20 protein-coding genes and 2 pseudogenes are annotated in these 26773 nt (G+C 46.2%); 8 read left to right on the top strand and 14 right to left on the bottom strand.

From position 1 onward, the window contains the following. Positions 1-90 precede the first annotated feature (90 nt). Positions 91-3630, bottom strand: a complete 3540-nt coding sequence (locus tag ACO6V5_RS06370) for an ankyrin repeat domain-containing protein (RefSeq protein WP_422412776.1) — start codon at positions 3628-3630, stop codon at positions 91-93. 265 nt (positions 3631-3895) lie between these two features. Between ACO6V5_RS06370 and ACO6V5_RS06365 the strand changes: the two genes are divergently transcribed. Beyond that, entirely contained in the window at positions 3896-4276 is a 381-nt protein-coding gene (locus ACO6V5_RS06365) for a transposase (protein ID WP_422138041.1), read from the top strand. A 203-nt stretch (positions 4277-4479) separates the two neighbouring features. Here the strand turns inward: ACO6V5_RS06365 and ACO6V5_RS06360 are convergent, their stop codons facing one another. The 3 genes and pseudogenes from ACO6V5_RS06360 to ACO6V5_RS06350 form a co-directional block, all read right to left on the bottom strand. Next, positions 4480-4647, bottom strand: a complete 168-nt coding sequence (locus ACO6V5_RS06360; protein WP_422412778.1) for a hypothetical protein — start codon at positions 4645-4647, stop codon at positions 4480-4482. 235 nt (positions 4648-4882) lie between these two features. Further along, a pseudogene (locus ACO6V5_RS06355) lies at positions 4883-5038 on the bottom strand (IS21 family transposase); the annotation flags it as partial. Between the two features lie 246 nt (positions 5039-5284). Continuing rightward, positions 5285-6331, bottom strand: coding sequence for a hypothetical protein (locus ACO6V5_RS06350; RefSeq protein WP_422412780.1), 1047 nt, complete (start codon positions 6329-6331; stop codon positions 5285-5287). A gap of 79 nt (positions 6332-6410) precedes the next feature. On the opposite strand from ACO6V5_RS06350, the gene ACO6V5_RS06345 reads away from it, so the two are divergent. Then, complete coding sequence (locus tag ACO6V5_RS06345; protein ID WP_422412782.1) at positions 6411-6860, top strand: transposase; 450 nt, start codon at positions 6411-6413, stop codon at positions 6858-6860. 368 nt (positions 6861-7228) lie between these two features. On the opposite strand, the gene ACO6V5_RS06340 is transcribed toward ACO6V5_RS06345, so the two are convergent. Beyond that, positions 7229-8746: an IS1182 family transposase gene (locus ACO6V5_RS06340; RefSeq protein WP_422137198.1), complete on the bottom strand. Its 1518-nt coding sequence runs from the start codon at positions 8744-8746 to the stop codon at positions 7229-7231. A gap of 323 nt (positions 8747-9069) precedes the next feature. On the opposite strand from ACO6V5_RS06340, the gene ACO6V5_RS06335 reads away from it, so the two are divergent. After that, entirely contained in the window at positions 9070-10083 is a 1014-nt protein-coding gene (locus ACO6V5_RS06335; protein ID WP_422492069.1) for an IS110 family transposase, read from the top strand. Positions 10084-11654: 1571 nt separating this feature from the next. Here the strand turns inward: ACO6V5_RS06335 and ACO6V5_RS06330 are convergent. Together ACO6V5_RS06330 and ACO6V5_RS06325 are read right to left on the bottom strand one after the other, a co-directional pair. After that, the gene (locus ACO6V5_RS06330; protein WP_422410148.1) at positions 11655-12017 is read right to left on the bottom strand and encodes a hypothetical protein; all 363 of its coding nucleotides are present in this window, start codon (positions 12015-12017) and stop codon (positions 11655-11657) included. 702 nt (positions 12018-12719) lie between these two features. Beyond that, positions 12720-12941, bottom strand: a complete 222-nt coding sequence (locus ACO6V5_RS06325) for a hypothetical protein (protein ID WP_422410150.1) — start codon at positions 12939-12941, stop codon at positions 12720-12722. A 292-nt stretch (positions 12942-13233) separates the two neighbouring features. Between ACO6V5_RS06325 and ACO6V5_RS06320 the strand changes: the two genes are divergently transcribed. The 3 genes and pseudogenes from ACO6V5_RS06320 to ACO6V5_RS06310 all read left to right on the top strand — a co-directional run bounded on the left by ACO6V5_RS06320 (position 13234) and on the right by ACO6V5_RS06310 (position 17429). Next, entirely contained in the window at positions 13234-15294 is a 2061-nt protein-coding gene (locus tag ACO6V5_RS06320; protein ID WP_422410152.1) for a P-loop ATPase, Sll1717 family, read from the top strand. 177 nt (positions 15295-15471) lie between these two features. After that, a pseudogene (locus ACO6V5_RS06315) lies at positions 15472-16605 on the top strand (ISAs1 family transposase). A gap of 257 nt (positions 16606-16862) precedes the next feature. After that, positions 16863-17429, top strand: a complete 567-nt coding sequence (locus ACO6V5_RS06310; protein ID WP_422410154.1) for a hypothetical protein — start codon at positions 16863-16865, stop codon at positions 17427-17429. A 69-nt stretch (positions 17430-17498) separates the two neighbouring features. Here the strand turns inward: ACO6V5_RS06310 and ACO6V5_RS06305 are convergent, their stop codons facing one another. The 6 genes from ACO6V5_RS06305 to ACO6V5_RS06280 all read right to left on the bottom strand — a co-directional run bounded on the left by ACO6V5_RS06305 (position 17499) and on the right by ACO6V5_RS06280 (position 24015). After that, a complete protein-coding gene (locus ACO6V5_RS06305) occupies positions 17499-17864 on the bottom strand; it encodes a group II intron maturase-specific domain-containing protein (RefSeq protein WP_422410156.1) in 366 nt (121 codons plus the stop codon). A gap of 189 nt (positions 17865-18053) precedes the next feature. Further along, the gene (locus tag ACO6V5_RS06300) at positions 18054-19805 is read right to left on the bottom strand and encodes a hypothetical protein (RefSeq protein ID WP_422410158.1); all 1752 of its coding nucleotides are present in this window, start codon (positions 19803-19805) and stop codon (positions 18054-18056) included. Between the two features lie 93 nt (positions 19806-19898). Continuing rightward, a complete protein-coding gene (locus tag ACO6V5_RS06295; protein WP_422410160.1) occupies positions 19899-20876 on the bottom strand; it encodes a DUF3150 domain-containing protein in 978 nt (325 codons plus the stop codon). Then, positions 20873-21877, bottom strand: a complete 1005-nt coding sequence (locus tag ACO6V5_RS06290) for an AAA family ATPase (RefSeq protein ID WP_422410162.1) — start codon at positions 21875-21877, stop codon at positions 20873-20875. The genes ACO6V5_RS06295 and ACO6V5_RS06290 overlap by 4 nt, the downstream gene beginning before the upstream one ends. 96 nt (positions 21878-21973) lie before the next feature. After that, positions 21974-23023, bottom strand: coding sequence for a lambda-exonuclease family protein (locus ACO6V5_RS06285; RefSeq protein WP_422410164.1), 1050 nt, complete (start codon positions 23021-23023; stop codon positions 21974-21976). Between the two features lie 11 nt (positions 23024-23034). Next, on the bottom strand, positions 23035-24015 hold the full coding sequence (locus tag ACO6V5_RS06280) for a recombinase RecT (protein WP_422410166.1): 981 nt from the start codon (positions 24013-24015) through the stop codon (positions 23035-23037). A gap of 750 nt (positions 24016-24765) precedes the next feature. Between ACO6V5_RS06280 and ACO6V5_RS06275 the strand changes: the two genes are divergently transcribed. After that, on the top strand, positions 24766-25044 hold the full coding sequence (locus ACO6V5_RS06275; RefSeq protein WP_257253225.1) for a type II toxin-antitoxin system RelE/ParE family toxin: 279 nt from the start codon (positions 24766-24768) through the stop codon (positions 25042-25044). Continuing rightward, positions 25044-25349 (top strand): HigA family addiction module antitoxin, encoded by a 306-nt coding sequence (locus tag ACO6V5_RS06270; protein WP_422410170.1) that lies wholly within the window; start codon positions 25044-25046, stop codon positions 25347-25349. The genes ACO6V5_RS06275 and ACO6V5_RS06270 overlap by 1 nt, the downstream gene beginning before the upstream one ends. A gap of 42 nt (positions 25350-25391) precedes the next feature. Here ACO6V5_RS06270 and ACO6V5_RS06265 read toward each other — a convergent pair whose 3' ends face one another. Beyond that, entirely contained in the window at positions 25392-26411 is a 1020-nt protein-coding gene (locus ACO6V5_RS06265; protein ID WP_422410172.1) for an integrase domain-containing protein, read from the bottom strand. Positions 26412-26773 lie beyond the last annotated feature (362 nt).

Below are 26773 nucleotides of genomic sequence, written 5' to 3'. Positions count from 1 at the left end.
TACTCAGCTACCTTCAGTGGCGATGGCCGCTATGTGGTGACCGCCAGCCTGGATAGCAAAGCGAAAATCCATGGCAAAAAGAACGAAGGATCATGGCCCTGCTGTGTCGGGAGTGTTGCCCAGGTTTGCTTCTGCCTTCTCAAGCATCAATATCAGCTGCTCACGTTTTTTCCTCCTGGCCAGGTCCAGGGGTGTCTGGCCATGGCAATCCCTGGCATGGATATCAGCGCCGCTGTCGATCAGGACAGACAGAGACCGAATGGCATTTAACATGACAGCATGATGCAGCACCGTCCGGCCCATGCTGCTGGTAGCATCGATATTTGCCCCGTTATGGATCAGGAATTGTGCAGTCTTTGCCATGTCCCGCTTCATGGCCTTGTGCAGCGGGGTCAAGCCTTCAGGTGAAGCGATATTAACATCTGCCCCGCTGTTAATAAGGACTTGAGCACAGTCGATTCGGCTACACTGGGCCGCGTGATGCAAGAGCGATTCCCCTCCCTTTAACTCATTGACGGAAATACCGGACTTTGTCTGCTTATCAATCAACAGTTCCAGGCAGGCAGAATGACCATGTCGGGCAGCGTAGAACCCGGGCGAAAATCCACCGCTATCCGTGGCACTGATATTGGCATTGTTATCGATCAGGACTTGCACACACTGCACGTGACCGTTCATGACGGCCAGGTGCAGGGGAGTCAGGCCCTGTACATTCCTGATATTAATATCTGCTTTATAAGCCAAAAGGAGTTGAACACACTCCAACTGGCCAAATTGTGCGGCCAAATGCAGAGGGCTCCAATGCCTGTTACTCCTTAAATTAATATGCACATGGTCTTTAGCATTCAACAACACAGCCATACAACGAACCCTGCCAAACTGAGCAGCGATGTGCAGGGGGGTAAAGCCTGCCTCATCCACGGGATTGATGCTCACCCTTTTGTCCATCATCAGTAACCGAAGACATTCACTGTGATCATTTTTGCTGGCAAAATGCATGGGCGTCCATCCCCCTCCTCGTTGGGAGCTAACGATCAGCGCCTGGTGTTCAAGCAAGACTTTCAGACACTTTACACTCCCTTCCCGGGCAGCAATATGCAGGGGCGTCAAGCCATAAAGGGTCCTGGCATTGATATCAGCCCCTTGCCTGATCAAGGCCAGCAGATACTCCACGCTGTCGAACATGAGGGTATTATGGAGGGGGGTATTATTGCCCTCTGTAAGGGCCTGGATGTTGGCACCGTATTTGAGCAGGATATCCACGGAGTTTCGCTGGGGAGTTAAGGTGGCTCTGTGAAGAGCAGTCATACCGTCAGAGGTGGCCGCATTGACCTCATGCCCGGCGCCAAGCAAAAGTTCCACACATTCAACATGTCCCTGATCTGTGGCACTGTGCAGGGGTGACCAGCCAGGCTCTGTGGTGGCTTCAATAAACCCGGCACCATGAGCGAGTAAAAGCTTTACACACTCCGGATACCCTTGATGGGCAGCGCTGCTCAGTGGCGACAAGTTTCTGTTGTTTCTGCAATTGACGTTTGCCTGTCGGTGCAGCAGCCACTCCACGCACCGGGCGTTGCCAGCCAGGGCTGCCATATGTAGGGGCGTAGAGCCGCCGTTGTCCGTGGCATCCAGCAGGCTGGCATTGTGCTTGAGCAACAGTTCCAGAAAGTCCATACGGCCAGTAAAGGCGGCAACGTGCAGGGCTGTCCAGCCATTGTCGTCTTTGGCATCGACAGCTAACCCTCTGTCAAGCAGTACTTGCAGGGAATTAATGGGGCCACTTCGGGTGAGAACATGCAAGAGCGTCTTGCCCTTGTCCAGCAGGGCATTGATATCGGCTCCGTGATCCAGCAGGATTTGAGCACACTTGCCATGACCATTGAGAACGGCAAGGTGCAGTGCCGTATGGTGGTGATCACGGGTGGCATCTATGTTCTCTTCATGCCTCACCCAACTCCTCTCCCGTTTCTGTCTGGGCCCGATGAAGAGCAGGGCTGCCACACACGCATCGTGCCCCATCATAGCTGCGAGATGCAGGGGAGTGGTTTCAAAATGGTCAATTTCATTGCCAATCGCCTTGAATTCAAGAAAACGTTCCACGCACTTCACCTGACCATGCAGGGCAGCGCTGTGCAGGGGCGACCTGCCCATACTGTCCCGGATATTGATATTGGCACCATTGCAGACCAATGTCCTGACACACTGCTCCTGGCCAAATTCGGCAGCAAAATGCAGGGGCGTCGCGCCTGAAGACGAGACGGCATTGACATCAGAGTGATGGTCAATAAGCATCTGTACACACGCCTCATTGCCGGCCTGGACAGCGATATGCAGCAGCGTGACATAGCCACCATAAAACGCTGAGTAGAAGCTTTGACCGGCCAGCTCGGATTCCCGGTCAAGCCAGTCAGACAGCGCCTCAATATTTCCGGAACGACAGCATTGCAGGGGCAGAGGTTCATCGCCAGAAGTGGCCTGATCATACAGTGGCTCAGCTGCAGCCTCATCTTCACCTTCATCTGACAGTTCCATATCTACCCCGGTGGCACGCTGCACAGCACACTGGAGTCCCCGTAGCTCACCCCTTGGTATCGTTTCTGCACCCTGGCGAGTAAGCATTAAAGTACCTCCTGCAGAACCATCATCAACAGAAACGGTATTTGCACCGCCCCTCCAGACAGGTACACCCCGTTGGGAGGCAGATGGTTTTTGAACAGGCAGAACGGCTACCGGTGCAAGGAAACGTTCCAGGACAGCATTGATCTCGTCATTTCTGTTTCTTTGATGCCCACTTCTAATTTGATTGGCAATCATATAACCCAGTGCTGTTACTGCGTTTTCAGACTCTGTCAACACCGCCGAAGCTCCCCCGGTTGCACCTTCAGTGGATTGGGGCGCATTGCTTATTTCTCTTTGCTTTTTGGCTACCAAATAGTTATAAAGTTTTTTCAGCTTTAGCGATTGATCTTTCTTGCAGAATCTTTTCATAAACTCATCTTTCCCAGCAAGGTTGTCAGGAAACATTGCGTGCAACAAAGAATAAAAAGTGGTTGCTGTGGGCGATTTCTCCGCCAAAAACCTCAGCAGAATCATAGTGTCATTGATATCTCCAGTATCTGGGTAGTTGTTATAATTGATATAGGCCGTCACTTCCAGAAAAGCTGGCGTTAACGGATAATCCAGAAAGTCAGAGCGTAACGCTTTGTTGTCGTTTATTCCCGGTAGTCCATAATTTGTCGGTAAGAGTGTCTTTCCCTGATCGCCAAGACCTGAAAGAGAAAAAATAGCCTGACCCGGAGTCAGGCTGCCTGAATAGTATTCTTGCTGACTGCCCTTTTGATTTAAACCAGTCGGCCATTCTTTTGCCGTTATAGTAATACCTGAAAAATGCTGCCCTGTTTTTTTAATATCAGTTGAAGCATCAACAGGCGCAAAAAAAACCTTCTTCTTTTTTGCCAGAGCCTGCAAATCAATAGGTATCTGATTATCTGAAATATCAGTCACAACCAGGGACTGGTGAGCATCTGCCCGAAGTCTGATGATATTTTTCTTGTTAATGTCAGAAATAAGGAGTACCGAGCCTTTTTGGGAATCAAAAAATGGAGTAAAACCATGGATCGATAAAATCATATCGGCCTCAACAATAATGAAACCGTCACCGAGAACTATAGATAATGGCCCAGGCGGAGCATTTGGGAGAGTAGCTCCTTTAACCGTTCCAGTGGTAATCAAAATAGAAATTAACAATGTCTGCAACAAACTTTTTTCCACTGAAAAACCTCACTTAACATATAAATTTGAGCATACCTGAATATCCAAATCCCCCCTGTGCCAGCATAGTTGTCGCCTCTCCTGAATTTAGAAACCTAAACAGGGGGCGGGCACTGAGTGATCAATGGCTCGCTATTCAGAAGAGCTCAAAGAGTCCATCATTCAGATGATGATGCCCCCCAATAATAATGCGCCAGTTTCTCAGCTGGTACGTGATACTGGTATCCCCGATGTGACTCTGTACACTTGGCGAAAGAAAGCTTTATCTCAAGGAATACCTGTGCCAGGCAACGGAAAAAATCCAGATCAGTGGACACCGGAAAACCAATTAGCCGTGATCATTGAAACGGCGGCGTTATATAAAGCAGAAATGGCCGAATACTGTCGTAAGAAAGGCCTTTTTGCTGAACAAATACAGCAATGGAAAGCAGCCTTTATCAGTGGCGTTTCGGCCAAACCTGTCAACCCTGGCTATTCCAGAGCATTCGGCCACTCAATCCGGTAGCATCCGGCCACCTCCCTCATCGGAGCGCAGCGACGCATCGGAATGGAGCTTAGGACTTATATTTGGATCTTGCCAGTTTAGTCTCTTCCAATATGAAATGAGCCTGAAGGGGAGCCCAGTTTCCAACATGCCTGTTAGCTTGAGAGTCTGAAGCTTTTCCAGGGTAGGATTGAGTAACATGATTCTTATCCCTTTGTTAACTGTTATTGGTAGTAGTCTGAGCCGCGCAGGTTCTCATGGTCATCCAGCAGCACTTCATCAGGCTCCAGCTCTGACAACGACTGTTGATCCAGATTGTTTTTCAGGATGGACTCAATGCTTCGGTAGGAGCAGGTATCTGCATACAGTGCACGACGGCGGGCGTTTTCCAACCGGTCATGACCATAGCCTTAACCTAACTTCATGATGCCGAGGCAACTGCGGTCACTTTGCTCTGGATGTCGACGGGTTGAGAGGATGCGGCGGATAACTGCTTCTGTTTCCGGACCTGTCCTTGCCGCCCTGTTTTGCAGTCGCTCAGGCGTCCATTCGGCATAGTTTCGGTGTTTTTCAGGCATATGCCCTGGCTCGGTGGTATGACGCCCTTTATGCTAGGAACGTTGGTAGTGGCCAAGTCAACCCCGACACGGCAAAGCGTCCCAGATAGTCACTTACGGTTGCTCGGGAAATATTACAGCTGTTAGCGATTTTCCGCTCGCTGAGGAGGTGCTCGAATTTGAGTCTGAGTACTTCACGAATCTTGCGCATGGGCAGTCTCTTCATGATGCTATCCGCTCGTCCTTGAAGAGGTCTCAAGTTTGAGGGTAGCGGTGAAAAATAGGACTGCGCCACTGGTCAGAAAAGGGGTGGCTGGATTTACCGGAATCAGTGGCCGGATACTACCGGAATGGCTCCGGAATACCCAGAAATGCCCCACAGATTTTGCTGACGAGGCATTTTTTTAGCTACGTGATCCGTATGGCCGGTGTTGTGGGAGGAGCAGAGTTGTGAGACTCTGCCCTTTCCCGATTAGGCATCTAATTCAGGCTGGAATACTTCTTTGAGTTTCTTTTCACCTTGCTCAAACAATAGACGGTAGTTAGAGCAAAACTTTTCTTCATTAGGCTCAAGAAGCACTTCTACAGATGGTGCAATACCCTTTTTCCAAGCTGGCAAGTCAATACCGTGGAGCCGACACAATGTATTTGTTAACATCTCTGCTATTCCCCCAGAGCCTCTGCAGGTTGGAGCAAGGTGAACGTACCACCAGTGTATTCTTGGAATAACACTTAGATCACCGCTTATGGCTTTATCTATTAAATTTCTTACATGCTCTAGCACGATGGGTATTTGTTCCCTACCAGTGTGTAGCCAAAGACCAGATTCTTGATTATCTCCAATATAATCATCATCGCCCACTCCAAACCATCTTTCGCTTTCATATCTTCTATTGCCAGATTCTCTAGGGCAAAAAACATACTGCGTTAATGGAATTGGCGTATCATCTATGTGGCCATGAACCAAGCCATATCTCAATTCACCCGTAGCACCACCGCCATAAAAATGTTTTCTTGCCCATAATAATCCGTCGTCACTGATCAAATTGAAAAAGTGTTTTTTGTCATATGGAATCTTTACAGCCCGTTCCAGTGCATAGCCATATGCCTTACTTTTACGGTTTATTTTTGTATAACACGATTTATTATTAAATAAAGCACCCCCTGTATTTAAATCTCTACGCAAACCAAATAGGTTGAATTTCTCATTATTTCTTTTGAGCGCTATATGGTTTCTTGTTTTTTCAAAATGCTCAATAATGTTTGATGATTTCAGGTCATTTTTTTTAATACTATCCACTGCGTTTGTTACTGCATTTTCAAATTCAAGATCCCAAATTTTCGGATCGCCATAATTAAGCCACTCAACCCCTCTTTGTGCTATGTGCTTTCCTTCTGGTGTAGCACTTTCAAATTCAGGTATTTTTCTTGCTGTAGTATCTTGTATACTTTGAGCTTTTTCTTGATCAATATTAGAGTGTTTGCCAAGTAAGCTAGAGCTTGTGGTTACTGGATTCATGTATTTTAGTCCTCTTAGTCGTCCTTTAGTTCTTTAGTTCTTTATTAAGTTCAATATTGTTACTGACAGAGATGTAAGGATGCCTAACAAAAACTATTTGGTTCTGGACGTCTATAGCCGCATGATTGAGAGTTGGGAAGTCCATCAGAGGGAGTCCTCTGATCTGTCTGCTCAGATGATCCGCAAAGCTTTCATGCATCATAAGATCAGCCTTCAGGAACAACCGCTGGTCCTGCACTCGGATAATGGTAGTCTGATGAAGGGGGCGACCATACTGAGTACTCTTCAGCAGCTGGGTGCACAGACATCGTTCAGCAGGCCACGCGTGAGTGACTATAACTCAAACCCGGAATCAGACTTCAAAATCATGAAATACCGACCCGGGTATCCGAATCACTTCTCCAGTCTGGAGTCAGCCAGAGAGTGGGTGTATGGGTTCGTAAACTGGTACAACATGGAGCATAAGCACAGTGGCATCAAGTTACGACAGACACACAAGGAAGGCTCAAAAAAAGGGTCTGAATCGTGAAAGAGTTTACCGTAAAGCAAAAGAGCAACACCCTGAGCGTTGCTGAAGTCGTATAACCAGAAACTGGAAATTACCGCTAGCAGCCTGTCGGACTTAAGCGTCCGTAGCGAGGATTGCAAGAAATTGAGGATAAAAATCTCTGTTTCTGAGGAGAATAGCGAGCTATTTGACGAAGAAACAGAGATTTTTAGACCAATTTATTGCAACCGCAGTAGGACAGTCTTAAGTCCGACAGGCTGCTAGGAGCCTGACCGAGAATAGCGCAACCAGACCAACAGAAGTTTTCCCAAATCTTAAAATGAGCAAAAAATATCCAATTATTAGTGGGATTTTGCTCATTTTTGCATATTTATGCCTTCTCACAGCCTCTATGCTGCCTTTTTAGCCTCTTTCAAATCTTCAAGACGGATTGACCTCGTGGAAGCCGCTTTTACAAATTTTTTGATATTATGCGCAGTGCATACCAGTGAAAATTCCGCTGAAACTTTTTCTTTGCCGCGGAGACTGAACCCTCGGAAACCAGATTCTTTTATCTGTCCAAATGGTGGCTCCGCAATAACTTTACGACGCTCATATATGGCTTTCGCACCGGCTGTCTCCATTTTCTTATTCATAGCCTGACGTGCTTTTTCAAACTTATCGGTACGGATAACCCTGCCAGCCTCTTTCTTTGAATCACTGCAATTCCGACGATAAGGGCATTCCCTGCATACCGTCTTGTTTGCCCGGTAGCTTTTTCTTTTGCTTTTGCTGGCCGGGTTCGTTACCAGCTTTTCCCCTGCCGGACAGATAAATACATCAGCTTCGGAATCATACGCAAAATCCGCTTTGACAAACTTCCTGTCAGAGCTTTCAAGGTCGTCAGCGGCAGGCTTCTCCGCCTTGTCGGTTGCGATATAGGCATCAATCTCATGTCGCTCGACTGTATGTAAGTTTGACCCTGAAAAGTAACCATTATCCATACTCCACTTATCTACAGCCGCGCCATCAGTGGCTCCTGATAATGCCCTCAGCGCCGGCTCCACTTCCTGTACATCGTTGGCGTGTTGGCTGACATGCTGGCCAACAATGATCTGGTTATCGGAATCAACTGTAATTTGAGCATTGTAGCTGTACTCACAATACCCCTTCTTGCTCATCATGCGGGCATCGTGATCTGCAAAACTGATCTGCTTTTTGTCGTCTATTGGTTTGTCTGGATTTAAAGCTTTTTCACGTTCTTCAAGTGCTTTCTTGGCCTCTTTGATTTTTTTCAGGCGCTCTTCTTTAAACTGGAGGTCTTCAGGAATGCTGTAACCATTGGTTGCTTTGTAGGCGTCATCTTCTTCCTGATCACACTGACTGGCTTTTTTGATCAGCTCATCCACTTCGGCACTGAGTTCTGCCTCTTTCGCTTTGAGCCTCCCGTAGCTCATGGCCTTGTGTTTTGAGCTGTTGGCTTTGAACTTGGAGCCGTCCAGGCTGATATGACCCAGTGATGCCATTTTGAGTTCAATGGCCAGTTTGACTGACTGTTTGAAGCAGTCATGGAAAAACGACAGATTATCCTTACGAAAGTCACCAAGAACCCTGAAATTCGGGCAGTTCATTTGTGAGATATACATGAACGCCAAGTCTTGTCGACACCGTCGCTCAATCTCACGGGAACTGAAAACACCATGGCTGTATGCGTAGATCAGAATAGCGACAATGAGCTTTGGAGGGTATGCGTGCTGACCAAGGTGGTGATATTTTTTTTCGACTTCAGACGTATTAATGTTCTGAAAAATGCTTTCATAAATAAAACAATCATGATCTTTGGGAAGCAAATCGAAAACGTTGGTTGGGAACAGCAGATGCTGATCAAACTCAACAGGACTGTCCTTAAACTTTGGTGGTGGTGACATTTGGCATAATCAGAGTTGGTTTAAGGCTTATCATAACAGATAAGCCTATTCTCGGTCAGGCTCCTAGGAGCCTGACCGAGAATAGACTGCCCTACTGTGGCGGCAGCAAATTGGTCTGAAAATCCGCTTTTGTTCGTCAAATAGCTCGCTATTCACCTCACAAAACCGAATTTTCATCCTCAATTTTCTGCCGTCCTCGCTACGGGGTCGCCTAGACGGGCGCTATTCTCGGTCTAATGGGATGGTCCGCCCCTCCTAAACGGCTTCAAATGAGCCAAAATGGAGTTAACCATTTAAACAAGATTAACCGGAGCGAACCACCCATGACTATTTCAGTACTTGGTATCGATATTGGCAAGAACAACTTTCACCTGTTTGGTGTTGATGACCAGGGTAGCAAAGTCATCAGAAAGAAGTTGTCCAGGAAGAACCTTCTGGAGTACGTGGCAAATCTGGAGCCATGCATTATCGCTATGGAAGCTTGTGGTGGTGCTCACTATTTGGCTCGGTTATTCAAGAACTATGGGCATACTGTCAAGCTGATTTCACCTCAATTTGTCAAGCCTTATGTCAAGACCAACAAAAATGACTACAACGATGCTGAAGCGATTGCAGAAGCAGCTTCACGGCCCAGCATGCGTTTTGTACCTGTTAAAACGTCAGAGCAGCAGGCCTGGCAACTTCTGCACCGCTATCGTCAACAAGCGGTTGATCAGAGAACTGCCCTGGTTAACCAGATCCGGGGGTCACTATTGGAAGAAGGTATTGTGGTTGCCCAGGGTATTGGTAAAGTTCGTGCACAGCTTCCACGAATTCTGGAAGATGCTGAAAATGGACTCCATTCGCTGACTCGTGAGCTGCTACATGGTTTATCAGAAGAGTTGGCCAGTCTTGACAAGCGTATTCAACAGTATGACCAGAAAATTCAGGAGCTGGCTGGAAACGACGACGAATGTCGTCGAATGATGACTATGCCGGGTATCGGAGCCATCACTGCCACAGCATTGAAGGCAGCCGTTGGTGATGCGACGTATTTTAAATCTGGTCGACACCTTGCCGCATGGTTGGGATTAGTTCCAAGACAGCATTCCACAGGCGGTAAGTCAGTCCTGCTGGGCATCAGTAAACGGGGTGATAAATACCTGCGCACATTATTGATACACGGCGCACGTTCGGTACTCCACTGCCTCAAAAATAAGGATGACCGCTGTAAAAAATGGGTTAGCCAACTTAATGAGCGCAGCAATCACAACGTTGCCGCCGTTGGTCTGGCTAATAAAATGGCTCGGATTGTCTGGGTCATCATGACCCGAAATGAAGTTTACAAGGCTGCATAATGAGGTAAAGGCGGCAGCGGCAAAGTAAAGCATAAGCTTAATCAAAGGGGAACCCCCCCGCAGATTGCGATGAGCATGTACAGTTGATGGCAAACAGGTAAAAACCGGCAACCTGAAACCTGATAGGAGTCTTGGCCCTTGAGGCCGTCGGACTGATAAGGCCAGGTTGCGCGGATACCCATCAGGGCCAGAGGGTTAGACCTCATGAATAGGCCGTATATATGATTGCAGTTATCTTTGTTTGTTAATTAACAAAACAGGCTCTTGCAAAACGGGGCGGACCATATAAGGCTCCTAGAGGTATGGCTTAACCCTGAGCGATCAGAGAATCAGCAGCATTGTGATTTAGCTGCATAAGTTGAGGCGACCTCTTTGTTGACAAACACCGCCCTCCATATTTGGGTGTCCTAATTTCTCTACCACTTATACCCGCCGCATCTACGTCCGCAGTTTCCATGCAAGTATTGGGCTTTGAAGATAATGGCCTTCTTACCCACTGCGACCGCCTACTATGCGATTCCTGTTCGTCGGGTCAGTGTTTTGCCTTCAGCTTTCTTCAGATTCCACCTCACGATGGACACCCTTGCCGTTCGGCTAATCATTCCCCTTGCCGGGCTGATAGAGGACTTTCACCTCCAAGTCATCCAGCCGCCACCACGCGTACTGGTACAGCGCCGTTTGGCGCTACGCGCCATACTCGGCGCACCACAAAAAAAAGCCTCCCATTTCTGGAAGACTTTTTGGAGTTGGTGCCCGGAGCCGGAATCGAATAGCCTTTGGCTCAAGGGCCGATTTGAATTAATGCCATTTCATGTGCCATATAGCAAAAAATACTACCTGATTTTCGCCCCAAAAAGACCTTTCAGTGATGGAGTTCTTTTACAATGTGCGTGGCATCAGCTGTCATCATCAGCATGTTGAATAACGGGGTAGTTACCTGAAATTTCAAAAAGTTTGTGAGCTATAAGTGCAAGTCTATAAAAAGGGCTCTTCAGGGATGTCTGTGGGTAAAAATCAGTCAATTTGATAGGTAGAAGTACCAGCGGCTGATTTTTAGTAGGTTTTTTGTTAGCAGACAAAATAACCATAAAAACACCGCTGATGCTAATAAAAATTATCCTCAATAAAGTTCATAAACTCAAGTCATTTGTTTACCACCGCCTTTCACCACCCCTATCAGGAATACATGGACTCGTAAAAAATGCCCAAAACTTGAATGATCTTCGACTGCCTTTCCTTCAAGCCAACCAAATGTTCCTCCTGATTATTGACCGTTAATACACTAAGCCTCTGGAAACAGAAAAATATCCATCTCGCTGTTGGGTTCTGGCAGGTTTTTTTGTCAGAATAAAGTCTTTATAGATGGACGGATCAACAGTGCACCTATAGGTGTCACAAGCCTCCCAGACAGTATTGTTGATCTCTTGCTGGTTAATAGGGGAATGAGGTACATCGATTCTCAGTTAGTAATCTGAAGCGAATAAATCAGTAGCAATAGTGTAAAGTTGCTGTTGCCTATTGGCAATCAGCTTTTGCAGAAGAGCATTTTCACGAATGCTTACTGCGTATAATCAGGCAATGGTGTTTTGTGTCTCAATATCTGGCAAGACCACAGGTGTAGCGGCGAGAACAGCCTTGCGAATGTTAATCTGGCGGCTGCCCTCGGCACTGTTCATAAGATATCGCTGAATGGGAAGTTGGTTCATCTGCCAGACCAAAAATTCCAGATTGAGTCTGCCCTTATATTCCAGTTTCACCCTTAGCAGAAACAGGCTAGGAGCCGCCGTAGTCAGAGGCAAATTCTGCGGAACAAAACAGGCAGGATGACGTAATCCTTTACTGATAAAAAGAATGTCCCCTTCCTGGAGCCAGACCGCTGCCCGCCTACCGGTCAGCACGGTGGTTATCAGCTCATCATTAAGCAGCTCACTCAAGCCAGAAATATCTTTTGGTTGTAGCGCCTTAACGCTGCCGCCTGCAATATCTCGTATAGCACCAAAAAAAGGCTATCTCGCCTGAATGCTTACAAACTCGGGCTATGATCGGTGTCGATAAGCAGGTTCAGCCCTTCAGAGGCATGAAATATTATCCCGCAATAAAACTGTCGGATACTGTGACATGAAGGCATTATTTTTCAACGATTTGATGCAGTAGGAAATTACTGCATAATAGCTACTGACTACTGTTCAGATATGAAGTTGGCACACATTTGCGTACTTTTGGCATTTGAGCTTTGTAGTAACTGAGGGATATGAATTTGATTATTTTCCGAGCTGGGATGCCTGTATTGATTGATTTATCTCAGAACGGAAGAATCCGAAATGATGTACAACAGTGATTTTAATACTGTTTATAGAGCAGCAAAACAGCCTGAGGACTCATGAAATGGTATTGAGGAGCGGTAGCGTGCATGCGACCAGCGAATCGGGGACGCATAAGCCCGATTCACAAGGGTAAGGCTGAGGTATCGACACATATAATGTGATTCGGACTGCTGTACTTCCAGCTGCTCCTACCCGGACATGCTGCGGAGTAATCCAAGTTGTGAAGCTTTGGGGAGAACGCCTTCAAGCGTTTAGTCTCAACCAGCGGCAGGTCAGGAGCGAACCAGACGGGTGAACGACAGTGAAGAGCTATTAAAGCTTCGTCACCGCAATCCGCCAAAGAGACTGACAGGCAGAACTCAAAATGGGGTGCAGGAAAATAAACGGATTTACAGCAAACGCCTCGCCATAGCCGAACCGCCCTTCGGTCATATGCATGAGATGGGGCTCACCCAGTTCATGCTTCGAGGGCGTCCTAAGGTCAATGCCCAGTAGCAATTGATATGCGCTTTGCACAATCTCAAGAAAATCCATGGTTATGGCGGCGAGAAGCTGCTACAGCGGATGGAGAAGATCAAAAAGAAACGCTGAGACTCTGGTCGGTGTTTGTGTGAACAGCTTGCCCCGCCAGAAGCGCCTGCAGTGTTCTGAACGGTTCTCAGACTGGTAATAAGCCAAGATGGAAAAGTTATAAATTAACCGGGAGCCTGCAGATCAGCTCTCGCTAAAAACAGGGGCCAAAAGTTTTACGGCTTTGTTTTTGGTTTTTTCTACAGGTTCGTTAGGTTTAACCAAACATTATCATTAATAATTTAGAGAGAAGTAAATGAAGGGAAATGTACTCGGTGACATTAGAGCTGAACAAGATACCAAAATGTTAGAGAGTGCATTTTGGGAATCTTCAGATTACAAAGCTTTAGTTGAATCCTATGATCGACCGATAGTAGTGGGTAGAAGAGGTACAGGAAAAAGTGCAATTGCTCACAAGTTATCGAAGCACTGGGAAGCAAAGCCAAGAACTTCTATTATAAAAATCGCACCAGAAGAAGAACAAGTTATTGGTCTTAGAGATATTTTTGAATTATTTGGTGATAAATATCTCCATATAAAAGCCGGTACAAAAATGGCGTGGAGATATGCGATTTATATGGAAGTAATTACCGACATAACAAATCATTATAAATATTCAAAGAACATTGACGCTGCCGCTATTCGTGATCATATATCATCTTGGGGGTCTAAGCGGCAAAGTATTGCTACGAAAGTAAGAAGGAAGCTTAAATCATTATTAACTGAAGCTGCAACACCACAGTCAAGAATTGCCGATTTATCCGACTCTCTTGAACTCGATCTTTTAGAAGAAGTTCTTTCAGAAGCTTTAGAAAATTCGAATGTACAATATGTTATTTTTGCAGATAAGTTAGATGAAGGTTATAGCCCGGACAATTTAGGTGTTGCAATAGTAGATGGATTCGTACAAACAGTTATAGACATAAAATCTAAACTAGACGAGAAAGTAGTAGCCTTCGCATTTGTTAGGGACAATATATATAGAGCAATTTCAAAACTTGATCCTGATTTCACAAGAAATATCGAAGGCCAAGCATTAAGACTACACTGGGATGAATATAATTTATTTAATCTTGTCTGTAAAAGATTAAGAGCTGCATTTAATACCGACACAGAAAAAAGTGTAAGAGTTTGGAATGAATTCGCCGCTAAAGAACTAAAAGGCATGGAAGGTTTTAGGGTTGCACTTAAACGTACTCTCTACCGCCCAAGAGATATTCTAGTACTGCTTAACGAAGCATTTCTAAGAGCTAACTCTAAAGAGAGAAAACATATAGTTCTTGACGATATTGAAATTACAGCAAAAACAATTTCATCAAATAGACTCTCTGACTTACATAAGGAATATGAATATATTTTTCCATCATTGGATCAGTTTACTTCATCTTTTCATGGTTCATCATCAGAAATAAACTTAGAACAATCAATTGAAATTATTGATAGACCTCTTAGCAAAGATGGATTAAAAAGAAATAAACAACAAGATATTTTCCTATTCGAAAATGCAAAGCAGGTTTTACAAAGCTTGTACAGTGTTGGCTTTTTGGGGATGTATAATGAACAATCTGCGTCCTTTGTATTCTGTCATGACGGCAAAGATCCTGATAGAGATTTTAATTCAGAGTCTCGGTTTCTCATACATCCATGCTACTGGTTGGCTTTAGCAACAACTCAGTCAGAACTAAAAATTGACGAAGCAGAAGACATAAACGACGAATACGACATTGAAGTAACTTCTATAAGTAAAGAGCATAGAAACCAAAGAATAGAAGCATTACTTCAAGAAATAGAAGATATAAAAGAAGGAAAACTTGGCGCTTATGATTTTGAATCTTGGGCTCTAAAATCACTTAAAGTAATTTTCGCTGGATCTATATGCAATATTGAAATACACCCAAATAAAAATGGATTGCAACAGAGAGACATCGTGGGTACAAACTTGGGTGAAACCAAGTTCTGGAAACGAATATTAGATGACTATAAAACTAGGCAAATTATTTTTGAAATAAAGAACTACCAAGAATTAGGATCAACAGAATACAGGCAAATAAACTCTTACCTTGCAAATGATTACGGTAAATTTGCATTTATTATTACAAGATCATTCAATAACAACTTAGAGAAAGCTAAAGAATTAAATTGGACAAAAGAACTTTATACTGAACATAAAAAAGTTGTTATCAAATTATCAAATAAATTTATTGAGAAACATCTGAGAAAAGCAAGAAATCCACAGAAGCATGATGCTGTAGATAAGGAATTGAATGCCTTACTTGATACATATGTACGAAGGTATTTCACGAATAAATGCAAGTAAATCAAAATCGGGTAAGAGCTGGTCTTTCTTCAGCTCCCCCCACACTACACTGTTAACTCTAGGGAGAAATCATGAAAGCCCCCGAAGCCACTGAGCTCAATGGCTATAAGGATATCCACCTATAGAGTAAAATACACATCCATTGTCTTATATAAAAAAGATTTGGATGTCCTGGAAATGAATGCATTTGATTTAATGAATAGGCTATCTGTCATTTATGACGCACGTCAGCAATGGAAAGTAGATCATAAACTTGCCGATATTCTGCTCTTAACCATCTGTGCTGTCATTGCAGGCTGCGAAGGTTGAGAAGAAATTGAAGACTTCGGCAATGAAAGACTGCAATGGTTAAAAAAGTATGGTGAATTTGAATACGGTATTCCTTCACATCATACAATTTCCAGAGTAGTTGCTGCTATTAACCCAAAGCAATTCCAGAAATGCTTTATTGAGTGGATGCAAGCCTGTCACCAGACAACCAATGGTGAGATCATTGCAATTGATGGAAAAACAGCAAGAGGCTCTTACGATAAAGGCAAGGACAAAGGTGCAATTCACATGGTGAGTGCATTTGCGACTGCAAATGAATTGGTTCTTGGCCAAATTAAAATTAATGATAAAAGTAACGAGATTACCGCCATACCTGAATTGCTTGATCTCCTGGAAATCCGTGGCTGCCTCATAACTATAGACGCCATGGGGTGTCAGAGGGATATTGCCAAGAAAATCGTTGATAAAGGCGCTGATTATTTGTTAGCGGTAAAAGGCAACCAGGGTAAGCTTTATGAAGCATTTGAGAAACATTTCTCTGTTGAAAAAGTGAATCAATGGAATGGTGATACTTTCAGAATCGAAGAGAAAAGCCATGGTAGAATGGAAACACGCCTTCACATAGTAAGTGATACCTTTGATGAGTTCGTTAATTTTTCTTTTGATTGGAAAGGAATGAAAACACTCGGGATTATTTTCTCTGCCAGAATGGAAGATAAAGTGTTCAATGCTGATGATATCAGTGTCCGTTATTATATCTCCTCTGCGAAGTTAACAGCAGAAGAATTTTCACATGCCGCAAGAGAGCATTGGGCGATCGAAAATAAACTCCATTGGAAAATGGATGTTGCAATGCGAGAAGATGATTGTCGAATCAGAAGGGGCAATGCCGCTGAAATGCTCACAGGTTTTCGGCATATGGCAGTGAATATGTTGAACAATACCAAAACCTTTTAAGCAGGCTTAAAGCGTAAACAGAAAAAGGCAGCCATGAACACACAATACCTGTCTGAAGTCCTTGCTGGGTGTGGGGTTTCATGATTTTTCCATAGGGGCTGCGTCCACTAGGTTGCCTTCGGCGGTAAGGCTGAAATGGGCATTATTTCCAGCCGATGAGGATGTCCCTGATAAGGCGGGCTTTGGCCATGCGGATGCAATGGTCGGCCTTTGCCATTTACTTGGGAGCAGCTTTCCCTGCCATGATACTATCCTACTTGGTACGGTTGTTAATGATATTATACTGCGTGTTCTGTATTATCCCATGTTAGGTTCTATCAAACATCAACATCGAGAATTAAATGGATATTGAACTCTTTTTGAAGTTTATTGGTTCTTTGGCAAGTGTTTTTGCCTTGTACAAGTTGATCGTTGATGTAGTCTTGGCAAAGTCAATCCGTAGAAGAGATGAATACGAATTTACCAAGAAGTTCCTTGAAGATTTAAAAAATAAGGAAACACACCCATATATAATCGAGAAAGGCTTCTTTGCGTTAAGTGGAAAAACATATTCGATAGATGAAATAAAGCACCTTTTAAATAAAGGCTCACCCAGCTTTGAAATAAGTCAGAGAAATGAGTCCAACCATTTTATTGAATTTGATAGAGAGGCCAACGCATATAAATGGAAACAATTCTACTCCAAACCTTTCATAAAAAAGCATGGAGTAAGTCTCTATATGGGGCTATACATAGTAACTTGTTCTGTAGCTATTACACCAGTTTACATAAAAGGTCTTTCAACTCTTTCAAATTCATCAATAATGTCGTTCTGTCTTTCATTTTTGTACATAGCAGTTCTCAGTCTGTTTAGACATGAAAACCTTAAAATAGCCAAAAAATTTATACAAACCCAAAGCCAAAGCTAAATCGGGTAAGAGCTGGTCTTTCTCCAGCCCTCCCCAACCATACCAGCATGCGGGTCCGCACCGGGCGGTTCACCGAGGATAGTGAAACCTGATCCACAACTCTTTCAGAGAAACAAGCCCAATTTTTGCAAGGTAACTGTCGTTGAATGCCTGCTGTGTTGCGAAGGTTTTGCTCAAGCGATAATACCCTTTGCTGTTGGCTGCAATCGAAGCGGCTTTGATATGATCAACACCTAACTTGACTAAATTTCGATAACGGGTTTTCGGCTTGCGCCACTGCTTAATGAAAAAGCAGCGGATGCGCCGACGTATCCATTGATCCATTAGCGGTATAGCACGGTAATATTCGTTTATTCTGAAATACCCCATCCAGCCCCGGGTATATTCGGCAAGCTTTTTCGCAGGCGGTAGGCCATTTAGACGCCCCAGCTGCATTCAGTCAGTTTAAAGATTTTCTGCTTAGAAGCAATGCCAACTCCTCTGTGAACAGCAGATCCTTTCCCAATGAAAGCAAAACTCAGCCACTCGACTTCACTGGCGTTAACCACATTGGCAAGCAGGAAAACATTTTTAAAGGGCACTCCCTGCCCGGTTTTATTAATCTCCATCAATCTGATCCACAACCTATCGAACCAACCAGTCCCAGGTCAAAGCGAAGAGAGAGGACTTTAGCTGCCCCAACTGCTCAATCATCAGATTTCTTGGGAACAGCTCCTCCGACAACTGAATACCGATCCCCAGCCCCACAACATCTATCCCTGAAAAGCCACAGCGTTTCACCAGATCAACCACCGCATCATAGTGATCAATATCCGGTGCTCCATCGGTCATCATCAGAATCAAGCGCCTTTCGGCATTTGACTGACAAATCTGATGCACTGCATACCACAACCCTGTGGCCATGGGGGTTGAGTCATGGCTGTCCAGAGCAGAGAGTGTTCCTGCAATTCGTAGATCGGACTCCTTGCCTGAAACTATTGGGTATACCCGGTCAGACAGAGTGCCAGGATAGGCAGAAGCGGTCACAGTGACTCCTTTAATCGGCTTCAATGCCATTATCAGAGCCAGAACCGCTTCTCTTGCCAGTTCCATCCGTGGGCCCATGGACGCTGAGATATCGAGAGAAATATGAACTGTCGCATTGGTTTCTATGGATTCTGAACGTCGTTTGAAAAGACGACCATCGTCCAGAGCTATCCTGTGCAGCCTTTTACCATTGATTCTCATACCTCGCTTGCCAGTGCGATCTCTGGTTAAGGTCTTCGCCTGAACCAATCCGGCTAGCTGTGCAACTAGACGAGCGGATTCTGACTTTACCTTCCAGAGCAAATCCTTTGCGGCCTCTCTGTCTTCATCATTTATGAACACTTCATCAATTCCAGGTGTCGTAGTTATTGCTGACAATCTGGGTGATTGCTTGTAACTCCAGCATTCAAGCTGTCCTGCCACGGATTCGTAGAGGTCTTCAGGCCAGTCAACATCGGACGACTCCAGGATTCGTTTCAGAATCGGGTCTTCAGCCTTGTCTGAAGCTTCTCCGTTTGCTGAAACAGATTGATCATCGTTTCCTGACAAATTCTCAGTTTTTATTTCTTTTCCTTCCTCAGAATCGGATTCCAGATCATCACCTAACACAGAATCTGATTTATCCTCCTGATCCTGTGTATCAGAATGCTGAGAATAGATTTCCTGATCTACTGACGAATTTTCTGTTTTTTCCGCACTTGCCTCACCTGAATCTTCGCTTTCAGAATTTTCATGGCTGAGATTCTGAAATAACGCGATAATCTGGTCAGCCAGACTCAAAGCTTCCTTCGTGCTTTTCAGGTCAGGCACCTTGACCAAATGTTCATCAAGCGAATCCAGTAACTGTCTGGAAAAACAGTCTTTCATCACTTCACGGGCTTTCGCTGCTTCCTGCTCCAAAGCGATCTGTCCCAGCACCTCGTAGCGCAGAATCGACAATAAAGAGTCGTTTAACACCTTCACAGGTGGATCACTCTTTTTTGGTGCACCTACACGACCTTCAGCCACTAACTGCCGGATGACTTCTGCAAGCGAAAAGCCAGCACCAGGGTATTCCTGGCTGATTGCTTTTTCGATCCGAATGTCCTCAAGCAGGTTAGTCAGCCTGTGCCGAAGAGCAGAGCCTTCATAGTCCAGATCAAAATCCGTGTAACGCACATGAGCAGCCTCATGACTCAAGAATCCCCAACAAAGGGTTTCTTGTTCACGTTGCTGCGGGTCAAAGGCTGGAATCCAGATGCACTCGCCATCGGTGCACGCTTTACGGCCAGAGACTTCAACCCGAACACCCATCTTTCTGCCCAATGCACAGCCAACAATAGGGAGCGCTTTTTGTAAAACAGAAGCCATATCCAAATACCTCGTATACATAAAAAAGGGACATAGCTCCTGCCCAAGCGGGCACTATGTCCCGCTTGGGATGGCTGGATTACACCAGCCGGTTCAAAAGTAGAAAGTGGCTGTAGGAACCGTTTCCTGCGGTATGACAACCTGTTGCTCTTTGAGAGGTTCTTCCTGAATCTCTATCTCATTTAATGTCGGCGACTGGGTTTGAGGCATTTCCTGTTCCTGCACCTTCACAGGTTCAAGAGCCATCAACCCCTCCGCACAACGCTCCATTTGCTCCACAGAACACAGCAGTAAAACCCGCTCCATCAGCTGAGTCAGCACCTCACCCTCCAATGCTCCGTTGTTAGGCAATTGCGATAACCCGGCATCCAGCCGTTGCACTATGGGTGAAATTCCGGGATCAACAAACGACAGACCATCCAGTTTATCTCTGAGCCGAAGAATCGGATTCAGGGCTTTACGGGTGACTTTGTTTTTCCCTTTGAAGGTCTGCTCAAACAGAGCCTGGGCATCTCGACTGATTTCTTCTCGCAGTGTGCCACCCAACTGGTTTACCTGTTGATTCAGGTTCTCCGGCTGGGGCGATGCCACAACTTTGTAAGTCGTGTAACCAAAATGAAAACGTTGACCTACATCCTGAGCATCCGGCACGGCACTTCTTATGGCTTCGGCAAAGTCAGGATGGGCACTCACCCATTCCTGAATATGCTGGTCATAGCCTGTCAGAAACACCCTCTTTTCCTGGTTAAAGTCCTGCTGAACCTGATCCAGTGTCAGACTTAATCCTGAAACATAATGATCGGGCACAGCATAACCACCCAGAAACCGCACACCTTCTCTACCACAGAGCCGACAGGCCTGATCTCTCAGACGATGAAATGGCTTGAGCACTTCCCGTTTACACAGTTTTTTGCTTCCCAGCGATGCCACTTCATCAGACGGCAACTGACCACCTTTTCCCAGCACCAAATCCTCTGGTTTCAGACGACGGGCACCCGACCAGATGGAGCAGTCCAGGGCAATCACAGACATTTGATCCAGAACTTTGTCTACAACAGCGTGATCTGTCATGAGTCGACTCCTGAAGACCATAAGTCACCGAATACATCATGCCCAATCCGATGAATCGCCTGTCGCTCCGCAGGTTCCACTCTGGCAGTCAGGGCTTGTTCCAGCGCATACTCAAATACTCTGGGTGCACCCTGAAACCGGAGTGATAATCTTGCCCAGCGCACCAGTCCACGAGTGGACAAAGTGACACTGAGCTGTGATTCGCCTTCTCCGGCTCTTCCATCAGAGTCACCCGTGAACAGACGACGCACCTCGTTAGCGAGTTTCACCATCTTTTCTCTGACGACAACGGGCAGGTCGGGCACCACCTGGTTGAGAATCATCAGCTCTGTGAATTCGTCAGGATAATCCACCGAAATCACACGAAACCGATCCAACCAGGCTAATGATTGTCTTAATATGCCCTGATACAGACCACTGCCATCCCCTGCTCCGGCACTGTTACCGGTGGCAACAAACCGGAATCGTGGATGCACCGGAATGATTTCTCCGCCGTTTTGCGCCAATACCAGAGGCGCACCATCCAGCAGATCATACAAACCAGCGAGTTCTGCCGGGTCGGCAACATCCATCTCATCCAGGATCAGAATATGACCGTCTTTTACCGCAATGCTGAGAGCGCCATATTGGAAGGGAGTTGATCCCTTATCCAACACTTTCTGTCCCAGCAAATCATCCAGCTCTAACTTTCCATGAACAGGCACCATCTGCACTGGCCAGTGCAACCTTGCAGCAGCCTGGGAAACCAGACTGGTTTTCCCACACCCTGTCGGACCGCACAAATACAAGCCATCACCCTCCGGATTATCCAGAAACGCCAGCACCTTCCGCAGCCGGTCTCTGTCAAATACATAAGGCTGAACAGCCGGTACTGCCGGATGCCCACATTCCTTATAACCTTCGAGCAGGATCAGTTGATTGGAATCCAGATCGAAGGTTTCATTCAGCTCATAAAATGCCGGTTGCAAGCCCACTGGCTCAGACTGAGCATCATTTTCCATTGTTAATATCCTGCACTCTCATAAAACAAAAAAAGGGCAGAAATCTCCCCCGGATGGGGAAAACAACTGCCCCACCCGGGTTAATGAAAATTGGATTCAGAAATAGAAGTTCTGGTGACTGACGGTCGGGTTTAAGATCAACCGATCATTCTCAGACACTTCAATTTCTGACTCTCTGTCGTCCACTCTCCTTTCCAACAAGGTTACCCTTACCTGTTCTCTCGCCTTGCGGCGAAAAGCATCAAGATCCGGCAACGCCAGCTGGTGCTGTTTGCACAACGCTTCCAGCGCTTTCTGATAATCTATGGAACCACTGCATTCACTGCAGCAGACACGTAAACCATCAGACTCAGCTACCCGGAAAGCGCCCATTAACTTTTGCAACTCCTGTTGCAGCCGCTTCTGTTGAGACTTCCCGGTTTCCAGCATCCCTTTCAACTCATCGAGACGATACTGACGACGGCGATAGACCATTGCCAGCTTGAGCCAATGCGCCTGCTCCATCGGACCTTCTGGCACATAAACATCCAGATTCGGATCTTTCTCCGGCTCATCACCATCTTCCACAAGCTGCCAGAAAGCTTCTGCTTCCGTCCGCAATTGCTGAATCAGGTGATCGTCCCTGCTGATACAGGCTGGAAGAATCGGCCTACCTTTTCGATAAAAACAGAGCCAGGCGCGGTTAGAGTCTGCAACCAACATCTGAAACTGCACTTGTGCAAATGCACGTCGATAGCCTTCCGACTGACCCTTCAAAGTCTTCACATCCTGATAGATTTTTTCACTTGGCGCTTTCAGTTCTACCGGAATACCGTCCCTGGTCATACCGTCAAAACTGGCACGCAGCCTTGGGTTCTGTTCCCACTCTCCACAAACGGGCAAGAGCGGTGCATCGCCCAACGCTTCTTCCATCTGAATCCTTGCGTCGTCTTCATCCTCAATCCCGCGTTGAACATGAGGGTTTGAAGATAAATCCGGTTCCTTCAGAATCCCTGATTTCTCTGCACCTTTCTTTTCACACCAAAGCTGCCAACGAGATTTATAAGGTGACTGCCCAAGGATCACTGCGGCATCACTGGCTGTGACGCCACAGCTTCTCCAGTCGAACCATTCCCTGGATCGCTGTTCAAGATTGACCTGCTTCATCACAAATCACCTTAAACAGCCTGTTCTGCTGATTCTGCTTGCGCAACATCCAGCCGGAACAGGCAGTAATTCAGAGCATTACCATCTTCCTTAAACCGCTCCTGGGCAAAACCCTGAGCGGCGGTAAAGGCTCCTGTTCCCCTGGCTCGTTCCACAATCTGTTCAATAAACGACACAACCTGTGGTTCAAGACCATTGGGCTCAGGCACTTCATCACCAATAATGGCTTTCGCTGGTAATAACTCCCCTGCTATCTCAGCCAGCGTGTCATCCTGAACATCCGGTTCAGGCGACACAAGCCCAGCTTTTTCCTTCACTTTCTTGCCCGCTGCTTCTGCCAGCTTTGACTCAGACTCCCGCAGATCAGGCACAGGATCACCCATCTGGGTTTCCAGTAACCGTTCAGCTTCATCCGGTTCAAATAATCCGCTGAGACCATAGGAAATCCGAATGGCCTGAATCTGAGACTTATGGCGAAGCATTCGCTTAGGACAAGTCTGCCAGGGGCCGGGAAATTTCTTGCCATTCTTTATCACCGCAGGCCGGTAGAGCTCATCAAGATACTCACGTACCCGAATCGCATGTTCCCGATCTTTACGGTGAACCGTGCACTCAATCCAGGGATGGCAGGGTTTCATATCCTCATCGAACTGGATAAGTTCATCGGGATAACCGAATTCAATCCCATCACTTTCTGGATAGGAGTTCATGATACAAACCCAACCATCGACAGATATCACAGGCAATACTCCACCTTTTCTGTCGGATAAAGCCCACACCTGCCGGATAAATGGGTTCAAACCATAGCTGTCTGCCACTGCCAGCAAAGACAGCATTTGCTCCCGGGTGGGAACGCTGCCGTTCTGCTGTCGAAACGCTGTCTGCGCCAAAGTATTCAACAACTCATCTTCACGGAAGCCATAGCGCTCCGCAAAACGAGCCACCAGATCGTTGGCACTGCCACTATCATTAACAACACAAGAATGATTCATAAGAAGTTCTCTCTCACTTTCCTGAAAAACAAGATGCAAGACAGAACTTCCTCAGATGACAGAGAAATTCTGCCATGCAGAGGGACGAATAAGATTCTGGCGAAGCCAGAAGCTCATACGACAAGGGTGGATCACCGAAGTGATCAATGGACACGAAAACAGACTTTCTCTGCTAACGTCAGTAGAAAATTGATGCTCTGAATGTCTGATCGCAAAGCTGACAGGCTGATTCCGGAATGTCATTTCCCTGTGACAACCACCTCACCGCTGCGCGTGTTTTATCTGCCGGATCTGCAAAACACACTGACCTGTGAGATCGTATTCTGATCATTACCGTTGTAGCGGTCTCATCAAGGATGAGGTCACTACGCCATAGATCATATTCCAGGAAGGAGTGGTAACTATAGGACACATGATCGCTAATTCAATTTTTTCGTGTCGCTTCACAACTTGCTCAGGGGTCCAGTCATCGCCGATTCTATCTTCTATTTCAGAGATTCAGCACAGACTGTGTGCGGAATTGCGCTGATCTCATATCAAGCTGCTGATGCGAGTTATGAATTTACCAAGGCAACGGTCTATGCAGCTTGCAACCTGCATGACCTGATTCTAACTACAATCATTATCAAATATTGGCAGAAACGAACGAACTAGTGGTTGCAGATCTCACTAACCTGGAATCTGCGGCATTTAACCATAATAAAATGATTACTAATTGCGCAACAGGGAATTTATAGCTACGTTACAATAATGATCAAAAGCTTTAAACACAAAGGGCTTGAGAAGTTCTACACCAAAGGTTCCAAATCAGGTATAAGACCTTCCCATGCCACCCGAATCAGTGATCGTCTGGCTTTTTTGAATGCAGCAAAAACCATTGATGACATGGATAAACCGGGCTACCGCCTCCATCCGTTGAAGGGCGACCGTGAAGGCCTTTGGGCCGTTAACGTATCAGGTAACTGGCGCATTGTGTTTGAATTTAAAGACGGAGATGCCTACATCGTGAACTACGAGGATTACCACTGATGGCTACACAACAATTTGACCCACCTCACCCAGGGGCATTGATCTACCGCACCTATATTGAGCCATTCACCTCAATGACCGCTAATAGAATTGCCGACCAACTGGGCGTGGCCAGAAGTACTTTCAATCGTTTGCTGAATGAAAAAGCAGGTGTTTCACCGGAAATGGCCATTCGACTGTCGGAAGTACTGGGTGGTTCTGCTGAAAGCTGGATGACACTTCAGGAAAGCTTTGACTTGTGGAAAGCCAGGCAAGTGGTCGATACAGCAAAGCTGGAACGCATTGATTTTAATCAGGTCGCGTAGTGACCGACTCTTCGTGTTGTCCAGTTATTTCAGATCGCTAATTCAACGTCGTTTTTTCGGCAGTCGCCCTTTGCTTCTATCTCGCTGATTACTGCCAATGTAGGCTGAAACCACAGTGCTTCTGTGATGGCCTAGCAGACCAGCGATGGCCTTCCGGGCTTGAAGATCGCCGTGTATATCAATGTTGATACCACTTGATAAAACAGGTGCAGAACAACCTGTAATTTGTTGATATTGTTCACAAGCGTAGGCCGCCCGGAGATCATGCCGGTTATTCAGCCCATACTTTTTGAGAACCGGGCCGCTGAGCATACGCACCAGAGCCAGAAAATCTTCAAGCTTTTTACCGACAGGTATCAGGCAATCGTTGTCGCCCTGCATCCTTACCGCTTGAGACAAAGCCATACGTGCATAGCCGGATACTGGAACCCACCGTTCAACTCGTGAAGGACTGGTAGACGTCGATTTTCCACGTCCGCCTTTTGTACCCCGCTCAATATCGATTTTTCCGCAGGCTTTGTCTTGCTCAAGAGCCCTATGGCAATCCAATAGCACAGCTTCACGGGAACGCAGCCCAAGCTCTCGACATAGACCTAAAACGGCTGCTATTCGCTCCTGCCCTTTCAAAAGTAACTCGGCTTGTGCCTGAGCCAACTTATCCCTGCTTAGCTCCGGTGGTTCAGTGCGAATTTTCTCCCGGTTCACCTGTAGAGCCTCAGAGGGTTTAATCCTTATATCTTCATTGCCTCGCAGCGCCTTCAAAACCACATTGCAGGTAGACAGCAGATTCTGTGCTGTGGCAACAGATAATGGTTTGCCCTGCCCTTCCAGCCTTGCCCGCAGGTAAACGGCATAGTGCTTCAATGTCCGGTTATTCAACTGATGAGCTTCACAAATATTCCGGGTCTGACACCAGGCACAAAACTGTTTCCATCGCTCAGAGTGGGTGGCCACCGTACAAAATTGACCCGGCATCATTGCCCTGAGTGCATTCCGTCCGGCATAAGACAACTGTCGGCCAAAACCAAAATTATGGCCGTTACGGCTTAAAAAATGAGACACAGCTCCACCCCTCCATCCAAATCTGGCACATCGGACAATCAGTCCCGAAACCCTGAACAAAGTTCAATTCGAAGCCACATCACGCAGTGGCCAGACGGGACAGCCTGTAACGCAAGGGTTGCGGGCAGTGACGCTCATTGCTCCAGAGAGCTGAGCTTTGCTGATGCCAGCAGCTGAGGCGGTTGCTGTTATAACCAATACTGAAGAATGGCCGGGTTTAGCACGTTCGCCTGCTTATAAAAAAGTTGATCAAATCAACAGAAAATGCCGGTAGAAGACACTGGTCTGGCTGTGTGGCACGGATGCCAATATATCCAGAGAGGGTCTCTTGAAATGGTTTTTTTTGGAAATGCGCTGCAACC

The sequence above is a fragment of the Endozoicomonas sp. ALD068 genome (assembly GCF_049310145.1).
Taxonomy (GTDB): domain Bacteria; phylum Pseudomonadota; class Gammaproteobacteria; order Pseudomonadales; family Endozoicomonadaceae; genus Endozoicomonas_A.
This window is presented reverse-complemented; position numbering and strand designations above follow the sequence as displayed.

Excerpts from the sequence above, each read along its gene's own strand:
- ACO6V5_RS06370 (WP_422412776.1), bottom strand. The coding sequence starts at position 3,630 with ATGATTTTATCGATCCATGGTTTTACTCCATTTTTTGATTCCCAAAAA.
- ACO6V5_RS06365 (WP_422138041.1), top strand. The coding sequence starts at position 3,896 with ATGGCTCGCTATTCAGAAGAGCTCAAAGAGTCCATCATTCAGATGATG.
- ACO6V5_RS06350 (WP_422412780.1), bottom strand. The coding sequence starts at position 6,331 with ATGAATCCAGTAACCACAAGCTCTAGCTTACTTGGCAAACACTCTAAT.
- ACO6V5_RS06345 (WP_422412782.1), top strand. The coding sequence starts at position 6,411 with ATGCCTAACAAAAACTATTTGGTTCTGGACGTCTATAGCCGCATGATT.
- ACO6V5_RS06340 (WP_422137198.1), bottom strand. The coding sequence starts at position 8,746 with ATGTCACCACCACCAAAGTTTAAGGACAGTCCTGTTGAGTTTGATCAG.
- ACO6V5_RS06335 (WP_422492069.1), top strand. The coding sequence starts at position 9,070 with ATGACTATTTCAGTACTTGGTATCGATATTGGCAAGAACAACTTTCAC.
- ACO6V5_RS06325 (WP_422410150.1), bottom strand. The coding sequence starts at position 12,941 with ATGGATTTTCTTGAGATTGTGCAAAGCGCATATCAATTGCTACTGGGC.
- ACO6V5_RS06320 (WP_422410152.1), top strand. The coding sequence starts at position 13,234 with ATGAAGGGAAATGTACTCGGTGACATTAGAGCTGAACAAGATACCAAA.
- ACO6V5_RS06310 (WP_422410154.1), top strand. The coding sequence starts at position 16,863 with ATGGATATTGAACTCTTTTTGAAGTTTATTGGTTCTTTGGCAAGTGTT.
- ACO6V5_RS06305 (WP_422410156.1), bottom strand. The coding sequence starts at position 17,864 with ATGCAGCTGGGGCGTCTAAATGGCCTACCGCCTGCGAAAAAGCTTGCC.
- ACO6V5_RS06300 (WP_422410158.1), bottom strand. The coding sequence starts at position 19,805 with ATGGCTTCTGTTTTACAAAAAGCGCTCCCTATTGTTGGCTGTGCATTG.
- ACO6V5_RS06295 (WP_422410160.1), bottom strand. The coding sequence starts at position 20,876 with ATGACAGATCACGCTGTTGTAGACAAAGTTCTGGATCAAATGTCTGTG.
- ACO6V5_RS06290 (WP_422410162.1), bottom strand. The coding sequence starts at position 21,877 with ATGGAAAATGATGCTCAGTCTGAGCCAGTGGGCTTGCAACCGGCATTT.
- ACO6V5_RS06285 (WP_422410164.1), bottom strand. The coding sequence starts at position 23,023 with ATGAAGCAGGTCAATCTTGAACAGCGATCCAGGGAATGGTTCGACTGG.
- ACO6V5_RS06280 (WP_422410166.1), bottom strand. The coding sequence starts at position 24,015 with ATGAATCATTCTTGTGTTGTTAATGATAGTGGCAGTGCCAACGATCTG.
- ACO6V5_RS06275 (WP_257253225.1), top strand. The coding sequence starts at position 24,766 with ATGATCAAAAGCTTTAAACACAAAGGGCTTGAGAAGTTCTACACCAAA.
- ACO6V5_RS06270 (WP_422410170.1), top strand. The coding sequence starts at position 25,044 with ATGGCTACACAACAATTTGACCCACCTCACCCAGGGGCATTGATCTAC.